Origin of the sequence: Rahnella aquatilis CIP 78.65 = ATCC 33071, from assembly GCF_000241955.1 — a bacterium.
GTDB classification, from domain to species: Bacteria; Pseudomonadota; Gammaproteobacteria; order Enterobacterales; family Enterobacteriaceae; genus Rahnella; species Rahnella aquatilis.
The window spans coordinates 4,440,644-4,462,110 of sequence record NC_016818.1 but is presented as its reverse complement, the minus strand read 5'-3'; the positions used below and the strand labels follow the sequence as shown (position 1 = coordinate 4,462,110).

At 54.4% G+C, this 21,467-nt stretch carries 19 protein-coding genes and 1 pseudogene; 14 read left to right on the top strand and 6 right to left on the bottom strand.

Translation table 11 applies throughout. The features are described 5' to 3' along the window. Nucleotides 1-15 precede the first annotated feature (15 nt). Nucleotides 16-225 (top strand): CsbD family protein, encoded by a 210-nt coding sequence (locus RAHAQ2_RS20195; RefSeq protein ID WP_015699000.1) that lies wholly within the window; start codon nt 16-18, stop codon nt 223-225. A 135-nt stretch (nt 226-360) separates the two neighbouring features. On the opposite strand, the gene zur is transcribed toward RAHAQ2_RS20195, so the two are convergent. Further along, nucleotides 361-870, bottom strand: a complete 510-nt coding sequence (gene zur, locus RAHAQ2_RS20190; protein ID WP_015698999.1) for a zinc uptake transcriptional repressor Zur — start codon at nt 868-870, stop codon at nt 361-363. A gap of 264 nt (nt 871-1,134) precedes the next feature. On the opposite strand from zur, the gene dusA reads away from it, so the two are divergent. Both dusA and pspG read left to right on the top strand, forming a co-directional pair. After that, entirely contained in the window at nt 1,135-2,142 is a 1,008-nt protein-coding gene (gene dusA, locus RAHAQ2_RS20185) for a tRNA dihydrouridine(20/20a) synthase DusA (RefSeq protein ID WP_037040457.1), read from the top strand. 193 nt (nt 2,143-2,335) lie between these two features. After that, nucleotides 2,336-2,572, top strand: a complete 237-nt coding sequence (gene pspG / locus RAHAQ2_RS20180) for an envelope stress response protein PspG (RefSeq protein ID WP_015698997.1) — start codon at nt 2,336-2,338, stop codon at nt 2,570-2,572. A 403-nt stretch (nt 2,573-2,975) separates the two neighbouring features. On the opposite strand, the gene RAHAQ2_RS20175 is transcribed toward pspG, so the two are convergent. Beyond that, nucleotides 2,976-3,959 (bottom strand): quinone oxidoreductase, encoded by a 984-nt coding sequence (locus RAHAQ2_RS20175; RefSeq protein WP_015698996.1) that lies wholly within the window; start codon nt 3,957-3,959, stop codon nt 2,976-2,978. A 182-nt stretch (nt 3,960-4,141) separates the two neighbouring features. Here RAHAQ2_RS20175 and dnaB point away from each other — a divergent pair, with 182 nt between their 5' ends. Both dnaB and alr read left to right on the top strand, forming a co-directional pair. After that, on the top strand, nt 4,142-5,548 hold the full coding sequence (gene dnaB, locus RAHAQ2_RS20170; RefSeq protein ID WP_013577363.1) for a replicative DNA helicase: 1,407 nt from the start codon (nt 4,142-4,144) through the stop codon (nt 5,546-5,548). Between the two features lie 178 nt (nt 5,549-5,726). Next, nucleotides 5,727-6,806: an alanine racemase gene (gene alr, locus RAHAQ2_RS20165; RefSeq protein ID WP_015698995.1), complete on the top strand. Its 1,080-nt coding sequence runs from the start codon at nt 5,727-5,729 to the stop codon at nt 6,804-6,806. Nucleotides 6,807-6,809: 3 nt separating this feature from the next. On the opposite strand, the gene RAHAQ2_RS20160 is transcribed toward alr, so the two are convergent. Next, complete coding sequence (locus tag RAHAQ2_RS20160; RefSeq protein WP_015698994.1) at nt 6,810-7,589, bottom strand: transporter substrate-binding domain-containing protein; 780 nt, start codon at nt 7,587-7,589, stop codon at nt 6,810-6,812. A gap of 147 nt (nt 7,590-7,736) precedes the next feature. On the opposite strand from RAHAQ2_RS20160, the gene RAHAQ2_RS20155 reads away from it, so the two are divergent. Together RAHAQ2_RS20155 and RAHAQ2_RS20150 are read left to right on the top strand one after the other, a co-directional pair. Beyond that, entirely contained in the window at nt 7,737-8,201 is a 465-nt protein-coding gene (locus RAHAQ2_RS20155) for an Lrp/AsnC family transcriptional regulator (RefSeq protein WP_015698993.1), read from the top strand. Nucleotides 8,202-8,446: 245 nt separating this feature from the next. Next, nucleotides 8,447-9,079 carry a YitT family protein gene (locus tag RAHAQ2_RS20150; protein WP_015698992.1) on the top strand — a complete coding sequence of 211 codons (633 nt, stop codon included), beginning with the start codon at nt 8,447-8,449 and terminating at the stop codon, nt 9,077-9,079. 78 nt (nt 9,080-9,157) lie between these two features. Here RAHAQ2_RS20150 and RAHAQ2_RS20145 read toward each other — a convergent pair whose 3' ends face one another. Beyond that, entirely contained in the window at nt 9,158-9,907 is a 750-nt protein-coding gene (locus tag RAHAQ2_RS20145) for a 3-oxoacyl-ACP reductase family protein (RefSeq protein WP_015698991.1), read from the bottom strand. A 226-nt stretch (nt 9,908-10,133) separates the two neighbouring features. Here RAHAQ2_RS20145 and RAHAQ2_RS20140 point away from each other — a divergent pair, with 226 nt between their 5' ends. Further along, nucleotides 10,134-11,327: an amino acid aminotransferase gene (locus tag RAHAQ2_RS20140; RefSeq protein WP_015698990.1), complete on the top strand. Its 1,194-nt coding sequence runs from the start codon at nt 10,134-10,136 to the stop codon at nt 11,325-11,327. A gap of 164 nt (nt 11,328-11,491) precedes the next feature. Here RAHAQ2_RS20140 and RAHAQ2_RS20135 read toward each other — a convergent pair whose 3' ends face one another. After that, nucleotides 11,492-12,277, bottom strand: a complete 786-nt coding sequence (locus tag RAHAQ2_RS20135; RefSeq protein ID WP_015698989.1) for a DeoR/GlpR family DNA-binding transcription regulator — start codon at nt 12,275-12,277, stop codon at nt 11,492-11,494. 36 nt (nt 12,278-12,313) lie between these two features. Then, the gene (locus RAHAQ2_RS20130) at nt 12,314-13,210 is read right to left on the bottom strand and encodes a sugar kinase (RefSeq protein ID WP_015698988.1); all 897 of its coding nucleotides are present in this window, start codon (nt 13,208-13,210) and stop codon (nt 12,314-12,316) included. Between the two features lie 172 nt (nt 13,211-13,382). Here RAHAQ2_RS20130 and yihU point away from each other — a divergent pair, with 172 nt between their 5' ends. The 6 genes and pseudogenes from yihU to RAHAQ2_RS20100 all read left to right on the top strand — a co-directional run. Further along, complete coding sequence (gene yihU, locus RAHAQ2_RS20125) at nt 13,383-14,279, top strand: sulfolactaldehyde 3-reductase (protein ID WP_015698987.1); 897 nt, start codon at nt 13,383-13,385, stop codon at nt 14,277-14,279. Nucleotides 14,280-14,301: 22 nt separating this feature from the next. Next, the gene (yihT, locus tag RAHAQ2_RS20120; RefSeq protein WP_015698986.1) at nt 14,302-15,180 is read left to right on the top strand and encodes a sulfofructosephosphate aldolase; all 879 of its coding nucleotides are present in this window, start codon (nt 14,302-14,304) and stop codon (nt 15,178-15,180) included. A gap of 15 nt (nt 15,181-15,195) precedes the next feature. After that, entirely contained in the window at nt 15,196-16,437 is a 1,242-nt protein-coding gene (gene yihS, locus RAHAQ2_RS20115; protein WP_015698985.1) for a sulfoquinovose isomerase, read from the top strand. Between the two features lie 17 nt (nt 16,438-16,454). Further along, nucleotides 16,455-18,491 (top strand): alpha-glucosidase, encoded by a 2,037-nt coding sequence (locus RAHAQ2_RS20110; protein ID WP_015698984.1) that lies wholly within the window; start codon nt 16,455-16,457, stop codon nt 18,489-18,491. A gap of 56 nt (nt 18,492-18,547) precedes the next feature. Beyond that, complete coding sequence (locus RAHAQ2_RS20105; protein ID WP_015698983.1) at nt 18,548-19,933, top strand: MFS transporter; 1,386 nt, start codon at nt 18,548-18,550, stop codon at nt 19,931-19,933. A 46-nt stretch (nt 19,934-19,979) separates the two neighbouring features. Continuing rightward, nucleotides 19,980-21,420, top strand: a pseudogene (locus tag RAHAQ2_RS20100) (MFS transporter); the annotation flags it as partial. Nucleotides 21,421-21,467: the final 47 nt, after the last annotated feature.

Here is a 21,467-nt window from a genome sequence, read left to right as displayed (position 1 = left end):
AACAGGAGATATTGTATGAATAAGGATCAAGCCGACGGTAACTGGAAACAGTTCAAAGGGAAAGTGAAAGAACAATGGGGCAAACTGACTGATGACGACCTGACAGTGGTCGAAGGTAAACGTGATCAGTTAGTCGGTAAAATTCAGGAGCGTTACGGCTATCAGAAAGATCAGGCCGAAAAAGAGCTCCATGAATGGGAAACCAAAAATAAATATCACTGGTAATACGCGATTCCCCCTCGCGTATCAGTGACGTATCCTGGCAGCAGTTGCTTCTACCCGGAACAATTCAGGATACGGGTACACGGAAGTACCCAACCTTTTACTTCTTCAGACTCTTCGTCGTAACGCGTTCATCCCTCAGCGTTTTTTAACCACAATACTGTGGTCGTGATCGCAATGTTCATGACTGTCACAGGTCTCCACGACGTTGCATTCCGCACACAATCCATGCGCTTCTACTACCGAATGGCGAAGTTCAAAGCCGGATTCCAATGCCAGTTTTGCCAGACGTTCTTCAATGCCGTCGGTAGTTTTTTCTGTGACCAGCCCGCAGCGGTCGCAGATAAACAGGGCAGAAGTATGGCTCGGTTCCTCAAAATGATGGCAGAGAACATAGCTGTTTGCGGATTCAACGCGATGAATAAACCCCTGTTCTAACAGAAAATCCAGCGCCCGGTAAACGGTCGGTGGTTTCGCCTGCGGTTCACTCACACGCAGCAGATCCAGCAAATCATAGGCGCTGATCGCACCGGGTTGTTGCGTCATCAGACGCAGTACTTCCAGCCGCTGCGGAGTCAGGCGAACATTGCGCTGCTGGCAAAGTTCTTCAGCTTGTGAAAGTAATTTTTCCGGATTATTCAGGGTCATGGCAACGGTCTCTGAGCGCAGATTGGAATGGATAGGCCACATCATGCGACCACTGATTATTTTATCATGCTTGCACCAAAACGACGAATTATGCGCCATTCAGAGGTGATGCAACGTCGGCAGTCGCCTGCTCAACGGCACAAGATGCCGAATCTTTGTTCTGTGATATAATCAACGATTACATTCCCTCCGGCGGCTACGCTGGCGGGAGCGCCACGAACCCCTTCAGCGAATGTCAGGCCGATGTCAGAAACTCAACACGCAATGCCCCAGACCACCCCGTTTTCCGCTCAGCGTTTTTCCGTTGCGCCTATGCTCGACTGGACCGATCGCCATTGCCGCCATTTTCACCGGCTGATGACCGGTCAGACCTTGTTGTATACCGAAATGGTGACCACCGGGGCCATTATTCACGGCAAAGGGGATTATCTGGGCTTTGGCGATGAAGAACATCCGGTGTCATTGCAACTGGGTGGCAGCAATCCAGCTGATCTGGCGCATTGCGCGAAGCTGGCGGAAGAACGCGGCTATGACGAAATTAACCTGAATGTCGGTTGTCCGTCAGATCGCGTACAAAACGGCATGTTTGGTGCCTGTCTGATGGGGCAGGCGTCGCTGGTTGCCGACTGCATTAAAGCGATGCGCGATGTGGTTTCCATTCCGGTCACGGTCAAAACCCGCATTGGTATCGACGATCAGGACAGCTACGAATTCCTGTGTGATTTCATTCGTCAGGTGTCTGAAAACGGCGGCTGCGATACCTTCATTATTCATGCGCGTAAAGCCTGGCTTTCCGGCCTCAGTCCGAAAGAAAACCGTGAAATCCCGCCGCTGGATTACCCGCGCGTGTATCAGCTTAAACGTGATTTCCCGCATCTGACGATGGCCATTAACGGCGGCATTAAAACGCTCGAAGAAGCCAAAACCCATCTGCAATATATGGATGGCGTGATGGTGGGGCGCGAGGCTTACCAGAATCCGGGCATTTTACTGAACGTTGATCGTGAGCTGTTCGGCTCCGATGCGCCGCTGAAAACCGGGCCGGACGTTATTCGCGCGCTGTATCCGTATATCGAAGCGGAGCTGGGCAAAGGCACTTACCTTGGCCACATCACCCGCCATATTCTCGGTCTGTTCCAGGGTGTGCCGGGTGCGCGTCAGTTCCGTCGCCATCTCAGCGAGAATGCGCATAAAGCGGGCGCGGGCATCGAGGTGGTCGAGCAGGCGTTGCAAATGGTCGCTCAGCAGCAGGAAGTGGCGACGCAACTCTGAAAATCAGGGTGAGTAAAAACGCTATCTGTTAGTCAAATTTACTACATTTTCGCAGGTCGTTCGTGCCTGCGAATTATTTTTTCCTTAATATTCAATCAATTATTTATCCCTTCACACTGGCACGTTTCTTGTAATAGCGAATACGTGTCTGGACGCTACGTCTTATCGCACATGGCTTATTAAGGAGCACCCGATGCTGGAAATTCTCTTCGTGCTTGGTTTTTTCTTTATGCTGATGCTGACCGGCATTTCTTTATTGGGTATGGTGGCGGCGCTGGTCGTGGCCTTTGCGCTGATGATGGTGGGTGGGTTTTTGGCGATTGTTATAAAAATGTTGCCTTGGCTGGTTTTAGCCGTGGTTGCGGTCTGGATTTACCGGGCATTTTTCCGGCCTGATGAGCCAAAATACCGTCGCCGTCGCTTGCCGTAATAACCGCTTCAATTTATCTGTTCCCGTAACCGCATGAAATTATGACGATTGCTGGCTGTGTTTTGAGCGCAAAAAAATGTAACTGTTGCAGCGATAACTTTTGCTTATGTGCTAGCGATCACAAGCTGGGTCAGAATGTGCGGTCGAAATGCATTAATCATATTTTTTAACATGGGTGACTGTTAGGATGGAATTCATTGGCAGCCAGCAGGCTGTAAACCGAATTCATCAAGTCCGCTGAGGCACACAATAGTCGCTTAAGTGACATCGCCCTGTGGGTTTACCTGGCAGTACCCTACAGCAGTACCCGTCTGAAATCAGAGGTCGTCTGAGTCAGACAGTAAGAAAGGCTTTCACATCCGTGAAAGCCTTTTTTGCATTGGCTTAGGAGAACAGTTATGAGTTATGGGATGAGTAAACTCGAACCTTGCGTCACGCGGCTTTCCAGCGTTTCATGCGCGCGTTTTGCCCCGGAAAGCGGAAATTTCTGTGCGTCGCTGACATCTACTTTTATTGCGCCACTGGCGATCAGTGAGAACAGCTCGCTGCTGGCTTCCGCCAGTTCTTCACGGTTAGTGACGTAGCCGTTCAGGGAAGGGCGCGTCACAAACAACGAACCTTTCTGATTGAGTATCGCCAGATCCACGCCTTTTACCGGACCGGATGCATTGCCGAAACTGACCAGCAAACCACGGCGTTTCAGGCTGTTTAACGATTTTTCAAAGGTGTCTTTGCCGACAGAATCGTAAACCACACCGACTTTTTCGCCGTTTGTCAGTTCGGCCACGCGGGTCGCGATATCTTCTTTCTGGTAGTTAATGGTTTCCCAGGCGCCCGCCTGTCTGGCGCGTTCGGCTTTTTCATCAGAGCCCACGGTGCCGATCAGTTTTACACCCAGCGCTTTTGCCCACTGGCAGGCTATCAGGCCTACGCCACCGGCAGCGGCATGGAAAAGAATGGTTTCACCGGCCTGCACTTCATGCGTTTTGCGCAGTAAATAATAAACTGTCAGCCCTTTAAGGAAGGATGCCGCCGCCTGTTCAAAGCTGATCGCGTCCGGCAAAAGGGAGATTTTTTCCTGCGGTACGTTGTGGAATTCGCTGTAAGCGCCGGGCGCGGATTGTGCGTACACCACGCGATCGCCAGGTTTGATGTCAGTGACGCTGCTGCCGACTTTGCTGACTACGCCTGCCGCTTCCGTGCCTAAACCTGCCGGAAGACTGGCCGGTGCGTAAAGACCGCTGCGCACGTAAGTATCGATATAGTTGATTCCGATGGCTTTATTCTCGACCTGAACCTCGCCTGCCTGCGGATCCTGCGGCTGATAATCCACGTATTGCAGAACGTCCGGGGTACCTGTTTCAGAAAACTGGATGCGCTTTGCCATGTTTTTTCCTCGTGATGGGGACTGATTTCAACCCTAGGCTAAATGTCCGGGACAATCCAGATTTTCGGCACGAAGGGTTAATACCCTTTTGAAATGGTTTATACTGTCGCGCGAGTCAGGCTCCGATTTTTGGAAACCCGACGCTCATAAAACAGGCGCTTAGAGCAGGAAATAATCCACAGATGGCAGCAAAAAAACCGACCAATCAACAGAACGAAAACCGCGATCGCCAGATGGAAGGGTTGAAACTTCCGCCGCACTCGCTGGAAGCTGAACAATCCGTTCTGGGCGGGCTGATGCTGGACAACGAACGCTGGGATAACGTGGCCGAGCGGGTGGTCAGCAATGACTTCTTCAGTCGCCCGCACCGCCTGATTTTTACCGAAATGCAGCGTTTGCTGGAAATGAGCAAACCGATCGATCTGATCACGCTTTCTGAATCTCTGGAACAGAAAGGCGATCTGGATTCTGTCGGCGGTTTTGCGTATCTGGCAGAACTCTCTAAGAATACCCCCAGTGCGGCGAACATCGGCGCTTATGCCGACATTGTGCGCGAACGTGCTGTTGTGCGTGAAATGATTTCCGTCGCCAATGAAATTGCCGACGCGGGCTATGATCCGCAAGGCCGCAGCAGCGAAGACCTGCTGGATTTAGCTGAATCCCGCGTATTCCAGATAGCCGAAAGCCGCGCCAGTAAAGACGAAGGCCCGAAAAGCATCGACCGCATTCTGGAAAGCACCGTTTCCCGTATCGAAGAACTGTTCCAGCGCCCGCATGACGGCGTAACCGGCGTTTCAACCGGCTATGCTGACCTCGACAAGAAAACCGCAGGCCTGCAAAAATCCGACCTGATCATCGTGGCGGCGCGTCCGTCGATGGGTAAAACCACTTTTGCGATGAACCTCGCCGAAAATGCCGCGATGATGCAGGATAAACCGGTGTTAATCTTCAGCCTTGAGATGCCCGGCGACCAGATCATGATGCGTATGCTGGCGTCGCTTTCCCGTGTCGATCAGACCAAAATCCGTACCGGTCAGCTCGACGATGAAGACTGGGCACGTATTTCCAGCACCATGGGAATTCTGCTCGAAAAACGTAACATGTATATTGATGACTCCTCCGGCCTGACGCCAACCGAAGTCCGTTCGCGTGCGCGACGCATCTTTCGTGAGCACGGCGGCCTGAGCCTGATCATGATCGACTACCTGCAACTGATGCGCGTTCCGGCGCTGTCTGACAACCGTACGCTGGAAATTGCTGAAATCTCCCGCTCGCTCAAAGCGCTGGCGAAAGAGTTACAGGTGCCGGTGGTGGCGCTGTCGCAGCTGAACCGAAGCCTGGAGCAACGTGCGGATAAACGTCCGGTTAACTCCGATTTACGTGAATCCGGTTCCATCGAGCAGGATGCCGACTTAATCATGTTCATCTATCGTGACGAGGTCTATCACGATAACAGTGAAGAAAAAGGCATCGCGCAAATCATCCTCGGTAAGCAACGTAACGGCCCGATCGGTACCGTCCGCCTGACCTTTAACGGTCAGTGGTCGCGATTTGATAACTATGGCGGCCCGCAATACGACGAAGATTAGTGCGGGGCTAGCTTACTTGCCATTTTGAACCCGGGCAGTGCTCACTTTTTTGGAAAGATTGGCTCACGTACTTTGTGTACGCTCCGGTTTTTCCGCGCTGGCCGAACGCAAACTGGCTGCGCCAATAACGCCCCTTTAGGCTGCTAAAACCTCAATAATTTCATGCAAAGGACTTAAAATGAAAGCGGCTACGGCTGTCATTGATCGCCGCGCTCTGCGACACAATCTGCAACGGGTGCGCCATCTGGCGCCACAAAGTCGTCTGGTTGCGGTGGTGAAAGCAAACGCTTATGGGCATGGTCTGCTGGAGACGGTGCACAGCCTGCAGGATGCCGATTATTACGGCGTTTCCCGGCTCAGTGAGGCACTCACCTTGCGCAAGGCCGGTGTGGTGAAACCCGTTCTCCTGCTCGAAGGTTTTTTCTCTGCCAGCGAATTACCGCTGCTGGTCGGGCATCAGCTGGATACCGCTGTTCACAGCATCGAACAACTTGAGGCGCTGGAAAGTGCTGATCTCGCGCGTCCGCTGAATGTCTGGCTGAAAATCGACACCGGTATGCACCGTTTAGGTGTCCATCCGGCGCAGGCCGATGCCTTTTATCAGCGTCTGAGTGCCTGCAAAAACGTGGTTCAGCCGGTCAATATGATGAGCCATTTCTGTCGTGCGGATGAACCGGAAAGCGACGCCACGCCGAAACAGCTGAACTGCTTTAATACTTTTGCAGAAGGCAAGCCGGGGCTGAAATCTATCGCAGCTTCCGGCGGTATTTTGCTGTGGCCGGAATCGCACATGAATCTGGTTCGCCCTGGCATTATTTTGTACGGAGTGTCACCCATGGAAACCGGTTCGGCCAGCGATTTTGGTCTGCAACCGGCGATGACGCTGACTTCCAGCCTGATTGCCGTCCGTGAGCATTTCGCCGGTGATCCTGTCGGTTACGGCAGTACCTGGGTCAGTGACCGCGATACCCGGCTGGGCGTGGTGGCGATGGGGTACGGCGACGGTTATCCGCGCAGTGCGCCAAATGGCACGCCTGTATGGGTCAATGGCCGCGAAGTGCCGGTTGCCGGACGTGTTTCGATGGACATGATCACCGTCGATTTAGGGCCGGATGCGAAAGATAGCGTTGGCGATGAAGTGATTTTCTGGGGCGGGGAATTACCGGTTGAGCGCATTGCGCAGGCAACCGGTATCAGTGCTTATGAGCTGATTACCCAACTCAGCGAGCGTGTCGCCCGCGTTTATATTGGCGACTAAATCTTACTTTTTCACCGCCAGCCACTGGCTGACGATCTTCTGATATTCGCCGGTGGCTTTACTCAGGTGCAGCCACTGGTCGACATACATCTTCCAGCTCACGTCATCACGCGGCAGCATGTAAGCCTTTTCGCCATATTGCAGTGGCTTCTTCGGGTTCACCGCACACAGTTTGGGGTAATGTTTCTGCTGATACAGTGCTTCTGACGCATCAGTGATCATCACGTCCGCTTTTTTATCCACCAGCTTCTGGAAGATGGTCACGTTATCGCTCAGGGTCAGCGTGCCTTTTGGCAGATGGCTGTGCACGAAGGCTTCATTGGTACCACCCGCCGGTTCAATCAGGCGCACGGACGCGCGGTTTAGCTGCTCAACGGTCTGGTACTGACGCACATTTTCGCAGCGCACCAGCGGGATTTTCCCGTCCTGATCCAATACGTTAGCGAACCAGGCTTTCTGCTGGCGCTTAAGCGTCACTGAAATTCCGCCCATCGCGATATCACAATGCCCGGCGCTCATTTCGTCAGGCAGCGTTTTCCAGGTGACCGGCACCCAGTTCACTTTCACGTCGAGACTTGCCGCCAGTGATTGCGCCATTGCAATATCAATGCCTTCATACTCACCGTTTTCTTTCAAAAAGGTGTACGGCTTATAGTCGCCGGTGGTGCAGACATTCAGCGAGCCTTTCTGTAATACACGCTCAAGGCGGGAAGAGGTGGCATCCGCTTTTGCGAAACCGGGCAACGCTGACAGTAAAACGAGAGAACAGAGTACTTTTTTCATTATTCTTTCCTTGCGGTATCAATGTGCGCAAGTATAAGAAAAAACAGCCGATAAGTATTTATAACTCGCTATAGTGGGAATGTTTTTTGCAATGTTATTTGCAATACAAATCCGACACATAAAAATTAAAACGACAGGAACAATGCTATGTACAGTATTGATGATTACGATCTGAAAATTCTGACCTTATTACAAGCCAACGGAAGACTGACCAACCAGGAGTTAAGCGAACTGGTAGGGCTGTCTGCCTCACAATGCTCACGCCGCCGGATTGGTCTGGAGCAGGCGCAGATGATCCTCGGCTATCATGCCCGTCTGGCACCGGAAGCGCTGGGGTTGGGCATGATCGGTTTGATCGAAGTCAGACTTATCAATCACTTACCTGCTCAGGTTGAGGCATTCCACAGTATGCTCGGCGATGTCGACGCCATTATTGATGCCTATAAAACCACCGGCGATGCGGATTATCTGCTGAAAGTTGCGGTGAAAGATTTAGCCGGTTTAAGCGCGTTGATAAGCCAAATCCTGTCAGTACATAAAAGTGTCGCCCATGTAAAAACATCGGTAGTGCTTAACCGTTTAAAAGAAAACGGTTTATTGACGCTGGGTTGAGGAAAGTCGCGCCTTATTTCACGCGCACTATTAAGGTGATTTATTTTGGTGCAGTCTCACTTTAATGGTGCATTATTATGAATGAATATGCGCTCTTTGTGCATGTAAAGAATAATTAACGCGTCATAAAATCTTATTTTCGATTTTTAATGCAAATTCCGTGCGTGAATATTGCCTTAATTCTCTATCTCATTAATTATCTCAAAATCAGTCTTTAGTATTATTATTTTGAGGCACCGGGAATTATGGCAAGTATTGACGACATCAAACCGCCGGTTGAGCAGCCGCGCATCGGGCACACGCTGGTTGAAGATGCGCTGGCGATCATTATTGGTACGCTGATGGTCTCTTTTGGCGTGGTAATGTTGCGTCAGGTCGGCGCGCTGACCGGCGGCACGGCGGGAATGGCATTTCTGGCGCATTACGTGACGCAGGTATCGTTCGGTACCGCGTTTTTTATCATTAACTTACCTTTCTATTATCTCTCTTTCCGCCGTATGGGTTTGCCGTTCACCCTGAAAACCTTCGCCGCCGTCGCGCTGGTTTCCGTGTTTTCCGATTTGCATCCGCTATTTGTTCATTTCGATCATCTTCAGCCGTTTTACGCCACGCTGTTTGCCAACGTAATTATGGGCATCGGCTTTATTGTGCTGTTCCGTCACAAAGCCAGTCTGGGCGGCATGAACATTCTCGCCCTGTTTCTGCAGGACAAATACGGTATCCGCGCCGGTAAACTGCAAATGGGCGTGGACTGCTGCATCGTGCTGGCGTCACTGTTTGTTGTCAGCCTTGAAATGCTGATTGCTTCGGTGCTGGGCGCGGTGATCGTCAACCTGATTATTGCGATGAATCACCGTCCGGGACGTTACAGCGTCTGATGAAACGGATAAAAAATGGCGCAACGCGTTAGTTAATTAACAACGTGTGCGCCATTTTTATACCTACAGTGCCCGGAATTACGCGCCGAAACCCCCGTCAATGGTCAGGTTCGCACCGGTGATATACCCCGCTTCCGGACCGGAAAGATAAGCTACGAAGCTGGCGATTTCGCTGTCTTTGCCGTAGCGGTTGAGCGCCATGTAAGAACGCATACCGTCAGCCATTTCGCCGTCCGCCGGGTTCATATCGGTATCGACCGGGCCGGGTTGCACGTTGTTCACGGTAATGCCGCGCGGGCCCAAATCCCGTGCCAGGCCTTTGGTCAGGCCGACGATGGCGGATTTGCTCATGGCGTACACCGCGCCGCCCTGGAACGGCATACGGTCAGCGTTGACGCTGCCGATGGTGATGATACGGCCGCCGTCAGGCATATGGCGTGCCGCCTGCTGGCTGGCGACAAACACGCTGCGCACGTTGACGGCGATGGTGCGGTCAAAATCATCCATCGTCAGCGCATCGATTTCGCCGAATGCCAGCACACCGGCGTTATTCACCAGAATATCGATTTTACCGAACGTTTTCGCCGCGTTGTCGATTGCCGTGCGGACGCTGCTTTCATCGGCGCTGTCGGCTTTGATAGCCAGCGCTTTACCGCCGCTGGCCTCAATGCTTTTCACCAGTGCCTGCGCTTTTTCTTCAGAAGAAACGTAAGTGAAGGCCACGCTGGCACCTTCGCGAGCCAGGCGCTGAACGATAGCGGCGCCGATGCCGCGTGAACCGCCCTGAACGAAAGCTGCTTTGCCTTGCAGTGAATGTTGAGTTGTCATATTGCGGTGCTCCGGATGGATGAGTTGATGGTTTGATCGTAGTTCATGTGAGCGGATCAGCATCTCAGGCGAACGGATGGTTTGATACGCAATGAGTGCCCGAAAATCGACAACATAGTTGTCATCTTTTTTAACGAACTTTGATAGTCTGTGAAACAGTTGCGATGCGCCGGGCTGCCGGACGTGGATCGCAGCGCCACTCAACCAAACCAAGGAGATGTATACCGTGTTCCAACATGTCGATGCCTATGCCGGTGACCCGATTTTGTCGCTGATGGAAAGTTTCAAGACCGACCCGAGACAAGATAAGGTAAACCTGAGCATCGGTCTTTATTACGACGAGCAGGGTATTATTCCGCAACTGGCTGCGGTGGAAAATGCAGAACAACAACTGAACGCCGGGCCACAGGCCGCGTCAGTATATCTGCCAATGGAAGGTCTGCCGGCGTACCGCGCAGGCATTCAGGAACTGCTGTTTGGTGCGGATCATCCGGCATTGAAACAACAGCGTATCGCGACCATTCAGACCGTCGGCGGTTCCGGCGCACTGAAAGTTGGCGCGGATTTCCTGAAGTTTTACTTCCCGAATTCAGAAGTTTACGTGAGCGACCCGACCTGGGAAAACCACGTGGCCATCTTTAGTGGCGCAGGTTTCAAAGTGCATACCTATCCGTACTTTGACCCTGAAACGTTGGGTGTGAATTTCACCGCGATGACTGAACGCCTGAAAACCTTACCGGCGCAAAGCATCGTTCTGCTGCACCCGTGCTGCCATAACCCGACCGGTTCTGACCTGACGCCAGCGCAGTGGGATCAGGTGATTGAGATCGCCAAACAGCGCGAACTGATCCCGTTCCTCGACATCGCTTATCAGGGCTTTGGCGCGGGCATTGACGACGACGCTTACGCCATCCGCGCGATGGCCGCTGCGGGCGTCAACTGCTTCGTCAGCAACTCCTTCTCGAAAATTTTCTCCCTGTATGGCGAACGTGTCGGTGGGCTGTCTGTGGTTTGCGAAGACAGCGACGCGGCGGGGCGTGTACTCGGTCAGCTGAAAGCCACCGTGCGCCGTAACTACTCCAGCCCGCCAGGCTTCGGCGCGAAAGTGGTGGCGAAAGTCCTGAGCGACAGCGCGCTGAATGCTCAGTGGAAAGCGGAAGTCGAGAAGATGCGCACCCGTATTCTGGAAATGCGCCACACGCTGGTCGATAGCCTGAAAACCGCCTTGCCGGGCCGTAATTTTGACTACCTGCTGCAACAACGCGGGATGTTCAGCTACACCGGCTTCAGCGAAGCGCAGGTTGTCCGTCTGCGTGAAGAGTTCGGCGTTTACCTGATCCTCAGCGGACGCGTCTGTATGGCCGGTCTGAATCACCACAATGTGAAACAGGTGGCTGAAGCTTTCGCCGCGGTCCAGTAAATCCCCGTCATACTTCGGGCTGCTGCTGCGTTGGTTGCGTTCACTCACCCCGGTCACAGGGTACGTCCCTGCTCCCGGGGCTTCCTGAACTTACCGCCTTCCCGTAACCCAAATTATTTAGGGGATAAGATGTTGATTAAGGCCGACAGACATGTCGGCTTTTTTTATTCCGCCGTGCTGACTTTTATTACTTCGACCTGATGATTTTTCAGTACCTTGAGCAATCCGGCGGGCGGAAGTTCATCGGTGAACAACGCCGTGGCTTGCGAGATGTTGCCGATTTCGACCGCTGCCGAGGCATGATATTTGGTATGGTCGGCCGCCAGCAGAATATGGCGTGAATGCGCCATCATGGTTTTCACCACGCTGGCCTCGTTGACGTCAAATTCCAGCAGAGCACCGTCACCTTCAATCGCGCCGACGCTGGTCACCAGATAATCGGCACGGAATCCGGCGACAAACGCCGTGGCCGCCGGGCCGATAATCCCGCCGTTGTGCGGGCGCAACGTGCCGCCGGGCACCATCACTTCAAAGCGCGGATTCTTATATAAGATATGCGCGACGCGCAGACAGTTGGTGATAATCCGCAACCGGTTGTGATTGAGCAGCGAGTGCGCCACCTGCTCGACGGTGGTGCCGATGGTGATGAACACCGTGGAACCGTCGGGGATGTAATCGGCAATGGCTTGCGCAATGGCTTTTTTCTCTTCCGTCCAGGAAATCTCACGCTGCTCAAAGGCGGTATTGACCACACTCGACGCCCGCCCCGCGCCGCCGTGATGGCGGGTGATCAGCCCCTGATCGCTGAGTTTGCGGATATCGCGGCGGGCGGTTTGGGTCGAGACATCCAGCAGCGCCGCCAGTTCTTCAATGTTCATGTAACCGCGTTCGGCAATCAGCCCGAGCAGTTGATCGTGACGCGGATTGCCGGTCAGTTCAGTAAGACTCATGGATACATCCTTCAAAATGAGCGTCTGAGTCGTATTCTATACAGAAAGTGACAAAAAAGACCGGGCCTGATCACAATCAGGTATCCCCGCACGACCACCGGGCTGTGTACATTTTAGGGCAGCCACGCCGCTGGCAAAGCGCACTGCACCGGCAGGCGGACAGCCCTGAGCCAGACTGACTGCCAGCGCACCATGAAACACATCCCCCGCGCCGGTGGTGTCCACCACGTTGACGGCAAAGCCCGGCTGATGATGCAGCTTGTCATGTTCCAGCCAGAGACAACCTTGCCTGCCCTGCGTGACATACACATGACCCTTTGTGAGCGTTTGGGCGTTAACTAACGCAGAACCGGCGTCAGATTTTCCGGTCAGCCGCTGTAAACCGGGGGCGGAAAACGCGGTGTGATCGCTTAACGTCACCAGTTCAGCGATATCCTGGGGCGTCACATCGGCGTCCAGCACCGTCATCACACCGGCCTGGCGCGCCAGCGTAAACGCCTGTTTCGCACCGTCATGCCAGCGTACATCGGCCAGCACCACATCCCACTGGGAAAAATCGATCGCCTGTAACCACGTGGCGGAAGCGGGCAAATCCGGGCCGGGATAATTGATAATGATTCGCTCACCGTTTTTGTCCACCAGCACGGCCGATTGCGACGAACTGGCCTGTTCAACGCGGCGGACATAGCGGGTGTTTACCCCCAGGGATCCCAGCTCCGCGAGCAGCCGGTTGCCGGTATCGTCATCACCCACACGACCAATAAAATCCACCTGCGCGCCCAATCTGGCCGCCGCGACCGCTGCCGTGGCCGCCGGACCACCGCCCACTTCATGATATTTTTCAGCGACATATTTTCCCCCTTCCGCAGGCAGTTCTTCAACGTAATAGATCCTGTCCATCACGGTAATTCCGACACAGGCAATGCGAATCATGGCTATTCCTTAAGCGTATTTTGATGAGGTTATTTTAATTTAGCGAATTGTTAAAAAAGTGATGGCTGTCAATTTTTTGACCTTAAATTACAAATACGATCAAAAAACGACAAACAAAGACACCACTGATTATCACAAAGTGACATGCCTGATCAGCACAAAGGAGAGACGCATGGCAAACGTGGCATTTATTGGCCTGGGGCAAATGGGCGCGCCGATGGCGACCAATCTGATTAAACAGGGGCACCGGTTAGCGGTGTTCGATCTTAATCCGCAGGCGGTGGCATCGCTTGTACGTCAGGGCGCAGCAGGCAGCAGGAGCGCGGCAGAGGCGGCGGAGGGCGCAGAATTTGTCATCACCATGCTGCCCAACGGTGATCTGGTGCGCGATGTGCTTTTTGGCCGCGACGGCATTTGCGAAACCCTGAATCCGTCGGCACTGGTGATCGATATGTCGACCATTCACCCGTTACAAACCGACTCGCTGATCGCACAGATGCACGAAAAAGGCTTCAGCCTGATGGATGTGCCGGTGGGCAGAACCTCCGATCACGCCGAAGCGGGGACATTACTGCTGCTGGCTGGCGGTACGCAGGAACAGGTTGAGCGTGCGACGCCGGTGCTGATGGCGATGGGGTCAGAGCTGATCAATGCGGGCGGGCCGGGCAAAGGGATCCGCGTCAAACTGATCAATAACTACATGAGCATTGCCCTGAATGCGCTCTCCGCCGAAGCCGCCGTGCTGTGCGAGGCACTGGATCTCTCTTTCGATGTGGCGCTGCAGGTGATGAGCGGCACACCGGCCGGAAAAGGCCACTTCACGACGTCATGGCCGAACAAAGTGCTGAAAGGCGATCTGTCACCGGCCTTCATGATTGACCTCGCCCATAAAGATCTCGGTATCGCGCTGGACGTCGCCAACCAGTTGCATGTGCCGATGCCGCTCGGTGCGGCTTCCCGCGAAGTGTACAACCAGGCGCGTGCCGCCGGGCGCGGGCGTCAGGACTGGACCGCCATTCTCGAGCAGGTGCGCACCAGCGCCGGTCTGGCTCAGAAAACACATCCGTAACGCCTTAACCAAGGAAAGTTGAATGACTCATTACAGCCTTAACGATATCACCCGTCCGTCCGGCGGCTTCGCCATGCTGGCGGTCGATCAGCGTGAAGCGATGCGCTTAATGTTCGTGGCCGCGGGCGCGAAAGCCCCGGTCGCCGATCAGGTGCTGACCGATTTTAAAATCAATGCTGCGCGGATTTTATCGCCGTACGCCTCGGCGATTCTGGTCGATCAGCAGTTCTGTTATCGCCAGATTGTTGACCAGCAGGCCATTGCGCAAAACTGCGCCATGATTGTCGCGGCTGACGAATTTATCCCCGGCAACGGCATTCCGGTGGACAGCGTGGTGATCGATAAAAATGTGGATCCGCAACAGGTGCGGGAAAACGGCGGCAAGGCGCTGAAATTACTGGTGCTGTGGCGCAGCGATGAAGACCCGCAACAGCGTCTGGAAATGGTGAAAGAATTTAATCAGCGCTGCCATGCGCACGGATTACTGAGCATTATCGAGCCAGTGGTCAGGCCGCCGCGTCGTGGCGATAAATTTGACCGTGAACAGGCGATTGTCGACGCCGCGAAAGAGCTCGGCGACAGCGGCGCTGATCTTTATAAAGTCGAAATGCCCCTCAGCGGACGCGGGACGCAGGCTGAATTGCTGAAGGCATCACAACACCTCAATGAACACATTCATATGCCGTGGGTGATCCTCTCCTCCGGCGTTGATGAAAAACTCTTCCCGCGTGCGGTCAGCGTCGCCATGACAGCGGGCGCGTCCGGCTTCCTTGCGGGCCGCGCGGTCTGGTCATCCGTGGTTGGTTTACCTGATACCGGACTCATGCTCAGGGATGTCTCCGCGCCAAAATTGCAGCGTCTGGGCGACATTGTGGACGAGATGATGGCCCGCCGCCGCTAACAAAAGGAGTGGAAAATGAAATGGTTTAACACGATGAGCCACCACCGCTGGCTTGAACAGGAAACCGACCGGATCTTCGATTTTGGCAAAAATGCTGCTGTGCCCACCGGCTTTGGCTGGCTGGGCAATAACGGACAAGTGCGGGCCGATATGGGCACCCATTTGTGGATCACTGCCCGCATGCTGCACGTCTATTCCGTTGCCGCAGGCATGGGGCGCCCCGGCGCTTATGCGCTGGTGGATCACGGCATCTGCGCCCTTAACGGCGCACTGGCGGATAAACAGCACGGCGGCTGGTATGCCTGCGTAAACGACGAAGGCGTGGTGGATGCCTCGAAACAAGGCTATCAGCATTTCTTCGTTTTGCTGGGCGCGGCCAGCGCCGTCACCACCGGCCATCCTGAGGCCAGAGCGTTACTCGATCAGGCCATCGGCGTGATCGAAAAATACTTCTGGAGTGAAGACGAACAGATGTGTCTGGAGTCGTGGGATGAAGCGTTCAGCGAAACCGAAGCCTATCGCGGCGGCAATGCCAACATGCACGCCGTCGAAGCTTTCCTGATCGTCTACGATGTCACGCACGAGCGCAAATGGCTGGATCGCGCACTGAGAATTGCCTCGGTGATTATTCATGACGTCGCCCGGCGCGGTGAATACCGGGTCAATGAGCATTTTGATACGCAGTGGAACCCGATCCGCGATTACAACAAAGATAATCCGGCGCACCGTTTCCGCGCTTACGGTGGCACGCCGGGGCATTGGATCGAATGGGGACGCCTGATGTTGCATCTTCATGCCGCGCTGGAGGCCCGTTTTGAAACGCCTCCGGCCTGGCTGCTGGAAGATGCCAAAGGGTTGTTCCACGCCACAATCCGCGATGCCTGGGCAGCGGACGGCGCGGACGGTTTTGTCTATTCCGTTGACTGGGACGGTAAACCTATTGTGCGTGAGCGGGTGCGCTGGCCCATTGTTGAGGCGATGGGCACCGCGTATGCGCTGCACTGCGTGACCGGCGAGGCGCAATACGAAACCTGGTATCAGACCTGGTGGGATTACTGCGTGAAATATCTGATGGACTATGAAAATGGCTCCTGGTGGCAGGAGCTGGATACCAACAATAAAGTCACCACCAAAGTCTGGGATGGCAAACAGGATATTTATCATCTCCTGCATTGTCTGGTGATCCCGCGCCTGCCGCTGGCGCCGGGGCTGGCACCGGCCGTGGCCGCCGGTCTGCTGGACATCAATGCAAAATAAAAATAACGGAGACCATCATGAGTACCCTACAAAATAAAAATACTCAGATTGAATTTATCACCGGTAACAATGAATTTTCGCTGATTTATCAGCAGCGCCTGATTTTACGCCATACCGCGCAAGCGCCGTGTTTATGGATTGGCGGCGGCGAGGCGGATATCGAGATGTTCCGCGGCAATTTCAGTATTAAAGATCGCCTGAATGAAAAGGTCGCGCTGACGGATGTCAGTATCACCGCGCAGCCTGCAGGGTGGAAAGTGCATTTCAGCCGGAGCGATACGTTCAGCGCGACGCTGGTGGTCGGCACCGATGACAGCGGGCGTTTGCAACTGACATTGCACAACGATAACCGCGCTCATAACCGCATCTGGCTGCGGCTGGCGGCACAGCCAGAAGATCATATATACGGCTGCGGCGAACAGTTCTCTTACTTTGATTTGCGCGGCAAACCTTTCCCGCTGTGGACCAGCGAACAGGGCGTCGGGCGCAACAAACAGACCTATGTCACCTGGCAGGCCGACTGTAAAGAGAATGCAGGCGGCGACTATTACTGGACCTTCTTCCCGCAGCCGACCTTTGTCAGCACGCAGAAGTTCTACTGCCATGTTGAAAACAGCGGCTATATGAATTTCGATTTCAGCGCGCCGGAATACCACGAACTGGCCTTGCGGGAAGATAACGCCACGCTGCGTTTTGAATGCGCCGACGACTATATCAGCCTGCTGGAAAAACTTACCGCGCTGTTAGGCCGCCAGCCGGAATTGCCGGACTGGGTGTACGACGGCGTGACGCTGGGTATTCAGGGCGGCACGGAAGCTTGCCAGCAAAAACTCGACGTGATGCGCGAAGGCGGCGTGAGGGTCAACGGCATCTGGGCGCAGGACTGGTCCGGTATCCGCATGACCTCATTCGGCAAACGCGTGATGTGGAACTGGAAGTGGAACAGTGAGCTGTATCCGCAACTCGACCAGCGTATTCCTCAGTGGAAAGAAGAGGGCGTGCAGTTCCTTTCTTACATCAATCCTTACGTCGCCAGTGATCGGGATTTGTGTGCCGAAGCCTCAGAAAAAGGTTATCTGACCAAAGATGTCTGCGGTGGTGATTATCACGTTGAGTTCGGCGAGTTCTACGCAGGCGTGGTCGATCTGACAAATCCCGCTGCCTATGACTGGTTCAAAAACGTCATCAAAAAGAACCTGATTGAGCTGGGATGTGGCGGCTGGATGGCGGATTTTGGCGAATATCTGCCGACTGACACTTTCCTGCATAACGGCGTCAGCGCGGAAATTATGCATAACGCCTGGCCTGCACTGTGGGCGAAGTGTAACTACGAAGCCTTGCAGGAAACCGGCAAACTCGGCGAGGTGCTGTTCTTTATGCGCGCCGGATACACCGGCAGCCAGAAGTATTCGACGATGATGTGGGCGGGCGATCAGAACGTTGACTGGAGCCTGGACGACGGGCTGGCCTCGGTGATCCCGGCGGCGTTGTCGCTGGCGATGAGCGGCCACGGTCTGCATCACAGCGACATCGGCGGTTATACCACGCTGTTCGACATGAAACGCAGCAAAGAACTGCTGCTGCACTGGTGCGATTTCAGCGCTTTCACGCCGATGATGCGCACCCACGAAGGCAACCGTCCGGGGGATAACTGGCAGTTTGACGGCGATGCCGAAACCATTGCGCATTTCGCCCGCATGACTGGCGTGTTCACCCATCTCAAGCCGTATATCCGGCAGGCCGTCAGGCAAAACAGCCAGAGCGGTTTACCGGTGATGCGTCCGTTATTCCTGCATTACGAAGACGATGCCCGCACCTACACGCTGAAATACCAGTACCTGTTTGGCCGCGATCTGCTGGTGGCACCGGTGCATGAAGAGGGGCGCAGCGAGTGGTCGCTGTATCTGCCGCAGGATACGTGGATCCATGCCTGGACCGGCGAAACGTATCACGGCGGGGATATCACGGTGACCGCGCCGCTGGGTCAGCCGCCGGTCTTTTATCGTGCAGACAGCGAGTGGGCAGCGTTGTTCGGCGAATTACGTCACCTCTGATCAGGCTCAGCCACCGGGGTTGAAGACATCGCCCCGGTGGCTGAAGGAGAATAATAATGAGTCAGACAACACCGGAAAACCCTGCGACCCTGCGCCTGCCGTTCAGGGAAAAACTGGCCTACGGGATGGGCGATTTAGGCTCCAATATCTTGCTTGATATCGGCACGCTGTACCTGCTGAAATTTTACACTGACGTGCTCGGTCTGCCGGGCACCTACGGCGGCATTATTTTTCTGATCGCCAAATTCTTCACTGCATTTACCGATATGGGCACCGGCATCATGCTGGATTCACGCCGTAAAATCGGGCCAAAGGGCAAATTCCGCCCCTTCGTGTTATACGCCGCGTTTCCGGTCACTTTGCTGGCGGTCGCCAATTTCGTCGGCACGCCGCTGGAGATCACCGGTAAAACCGTGGTGGCAACGCTGCTCTTCATGCTGTATGGATTATTTTTCAGCATGATGAATTGTTCTTATGGCGCGATGGTGCCTGCCATCACTAAAAATCCGGACGAGCGGGCATCACTCGCAGCGTGGCGGCAGGGCGGTGCCACGCTGGGATTACTGCTGTGCACTGTCGGTTTTGTGCCCGTGATGAATCTGCTGGAAGGCAGTTCGCAGCGCAGTTATATTTTTGCCGCGACGCTGTTCTCGCTGGTGGGGTTGCTGTTTATGTGGCTGTGTTATGCCGGGGTAAAAGAGCGTTATGTGGACGCGCAGCCTGTCAGTCACACGCAAAAACCGGGGCTGTTGCAGTCATTCCGGGCGATTGCCGGTAACCGTCCGCTGTTCATTCTGTGCATCGCCAATCTCTGCACGCTGGGGGCGTTCAACGTCAAACTGGCGATCCAGGTGTATTACACGCAGTACGTGCTCAACGATCCGATCCTGCTCTCCTGCATGGGCTTTTTCAGCATGGGGTGCATTTTCATCGGCGTGTTCCTGATGCCCGCTGCCGTGCGGCGATTCGGCAAGAAAAAAGTGTATATCGGCGGTCTGGCACTGTGGATTGTCGGCGACATCCTCAACTACTTCTATGGCAGCGGCTCGGTCAGCTTCGTCGGGTTCTCCTGTCTGGCGTTCTTCGGATCGGCGTTCGTCAACAGCCTCAACTGGGCGCTGGTGTCCGACACGGTGGAATACGGCGAGTGGCGTACTGGTGTGCGTTCGGAAGGCACGGTTTACACCGGTTTCACCTTCTTTCGCAAAGTGTCGCAGGCCCTGGCGGGGTTCTTCCCCGGTCTGATGCTGACGCAAATCGGCTATGTGCCTAACGTGGTGCAGTCAGCGGATACGCAGGAAGGGCTGCGTCAGTTGATCTTCATTTATCCCTGCGCGCTGGCGGCAATCACCATCGTGGCGATGGGCTGTTTCTATAACCTCAACGAGAAAATGTACGTGCGCATCGTTGCGGAAATTGAGCAGCGTAAGCAGACGGCCTAATGCATTCACTGTAACAGCGCCCTGCGGGGCGTTTTGAGGATCGCCTATGAAGGATTTTCATCACCCTGATCCGCTGACGTTGCGTGAGAAGTGCGCCTATGGAATGGGCGATTTTGGCTCGAACCTGATGTTATGTATCGGGACGCTGTATCTCCTGAAGTTTTATACCGATGAGCTGGGCATGCCGGCGTTTTATGGCGGCATCATCTTCCTGGTGGCGAAGTTTTTCACCGCGTTCACCGATATGCTGACCGGCGTGTTACTTGATTCCCGTCGTCATATTGGTACGCGGGGTAAGTTCAGACCGTTCATTTTGTATGCCTCCGTGCCGGTCGGGCTGGTGGCGACGGCGCAGTTTATGGCCAATGATTTCGGTCTGCCGGTGAAAACGGCGCTCGCCACCGTACTGTTTATGTTGTTCGGCTTGTTCTACAGCCTGATGAACTGTTCGTACGGCGCGATGGTGCCCGCTATCACCAAAAATCCGCACGAACGGGCACAGCTGGCAGCCTGGCGGCAGGGCGGTGCTACGTTCGGATTATTGTTGTGTACCGTCGGGTTTATGCCGGTACAGGCGTTGTTCGGCGCTTCACCGTCGGTGGGGTATTTCTCCGCCGCGCTGATTTTCGCTACCTGCGGCATTTTGTGTATGGGCTGGTGCTATCGCGGCGTGCGGGAACGTTACGTTGAACTCACGCCAGCGGGGCATAAATCCGGCATCCTGCGGTCGTTTCGCGCCATTTTTCGCAATCCGCCGTTGCTGGTGCTGTGCCTCGCTAACCTGTGTACGCTGGCGGCGTTTAACATCAAACTGGCGATCCAGGTGTATTACACGCAGTACGTCCTCAACGATATTCATCTGCTGTCGTGGATGGGTTTTTTCAGCATGGGCTGTATTCTGGTCGGTGTCTTTCTGGTGCCGGGCTGCGTGAAACGGTTTGGCAAAAAGCAGGTGTATCTGGGCGGATTACTGCTGTGGGCGACAGGCGATATGCTTAATTTCCTCTGGGGAAACAGCTCGTTAACCTTTGTGCTGTTTTCCTGCATGGCATTCTTTGGCACCGCCTTTGTCAACAGCCTGAACTGGGCGCTGGTGCCGGATACCGTGGATTACGGCGAATGGAAAACCGGTATTCGTGCCGAAGGCTCGGTGTATACCGGTTATACCTTTTCACGAAAAATATCTGCCGCGCTCGCCGGTTTCCTGCCGGGAATTATGCTGACGCAAATCGGTTATATCCCGAATGCGGTGCAGGGGAGCGCGACCTTACTCGGTTTGCGCCAGCTGATTTTTATCTGGCCCTGTTTACTGGCTGTGAGCGCCGCCATCATCATGGGTCTCTTTTATCAGCTGAACGAAGCACGTTTCGCGAAAATTATTGAAGAAATCGCCCGGCGCAAAAAAGCCCCCGCATCTGAAACGCGGGCCGAAAAAAGCAATCTTTCCGCCGCCACACAATAAAAAACAGGTCGCCACGGTGAACCGGTCGTGTGGCGACCTTTCCCGCCTTTACGGCTCTTTACGTCTTCCGCC

Excerpts from the sequence above, each read along its gene's own strand:
- RAHAQ2_RS20195 (WP_015699000.1), top strand. The coding sequence starts at position 16 with ATGAATAAGGATCAAGCCGACGGTAACTGGAAACAGTTCAAAGGGAAA.
- zur (WP_015698999.1), bottom strand. The coding sequence starts at position 870 with ATGACCCTGAATAATCCGGAAAAATTACTTTCACAAGCTGAAGAACTT.
- dusA (WP_037040457.1), top strand. The coding sequence starts at position 1,135 with ATGCCCCAGACCACCCCGTTTTCCGCTCAGCGTTTTTCCGTTGCGCCT.
- pspG (WP_015698997.1), top strand. The coding sequence starts at position 2,336 with ATGCTGGAAATTCTCTTCGTGCTTGGTTTTTTCTTTATGCTGATGCTG.
- RAHAQ2_RS20175 (WP_015698996.1), bottom strand. The coding sequence starts at position 3,959 with ATGGCAAAGCGCATCCAGTTTTCTGAAACAGGTACCCCGGACGTTCTG.
- dnaB (WP_013577363.1), top strand. The coding sequence starts at position 4,142 with ATGGCAGCAAAAAAACCGACCAATCAACAGAACGAAAACCGCGATCGC.
- alr (WP_015698995.1), top strand. The coding sequence starts at position 5,727 with ATGAAAGCGGCTACGGCTGTCATTGATCGCCGCGCTCTGCGACACAAT.
- RAHAQ2_RS20160 (WP_015698994.1), bottom strand. The coding sequence starts at position 7,589 with ATGAAAAAAGTACTCTGTTCTCTCGTTTTACTGTCAGCGTTGCCCGGT.
- RAHAQ2_RS20155 (WP_015698993.1), top strand. The coding sequence starts at position 7,737 with ATGTACAGTATTGATGATTACGATCTGAAAATTCTGACCTTATTACAA.
- RAHAQ2_RS20150 (WP_015698992.1), top strand. The coding sequence starts at position 8,447 with ATGGCAAGTATTGACGACATCAAACCGCCGGTTGAGCAGCCGCGCATC.
- RAHAQ2_RS20145 (WP_015698991.1), bottom strand. The coding sequence starts at position 9,907 with ATGACAACTCAACATTCACTGCAAGGCAAAGCAGCTTTCGTTCAGGGC.
- RAHAQ2_RS20135 (WP_015698989.1), bottom strand. The coding sequence starts at position 12,277 with ATGAGTCTTACTGAACTGACCGGCAATCCGCGTCACGATCAACTGCTC.
- RAHAQ2_RS20130 (WP_015698988.1), bottom strand. The coding sequence starts at position 13,210 with ATGATTCGCATTGCCTGTGTCGGAATTACCGTGATGGACAGGATCTAT.
- yihU (WP_015698987.1), top strand. The coding sequence starts at position 13,383 with ATGGCAAACGTGGCATTTATTGGCCTGGGGCAAATGGGCGCGCCGATG.
- yihT (WP_015698986.1), top strand. The coding sequence starts at position 14,302 with ATGACTCATTACAGCCTTAACGATATCACCCGTCCGTCCGGCGGCTTC.
- yihS (WP_015698985.1), top strand. The coding sequence starts at position 15,196 with ATGAAATGGTTTAACACGATGAGCCACCACCGCTGGCTTGAACAGGAA.
- RAHAQ2_RS20110 (WP_015698984.1), top strand. The coding sequence starts at position 16,455 with ATGAGTACCCTACAAAATAAAAATACTCAGATTGAATTTATCACCGGT.
- RAHAQ2_RS20105 (WP_015698983.1), top strand. The coding sequence starts at position 18,548 with ATGAGTCAGACAACACCGGAAAACCCTGCGACCCTGCGCCTGCCGTTC.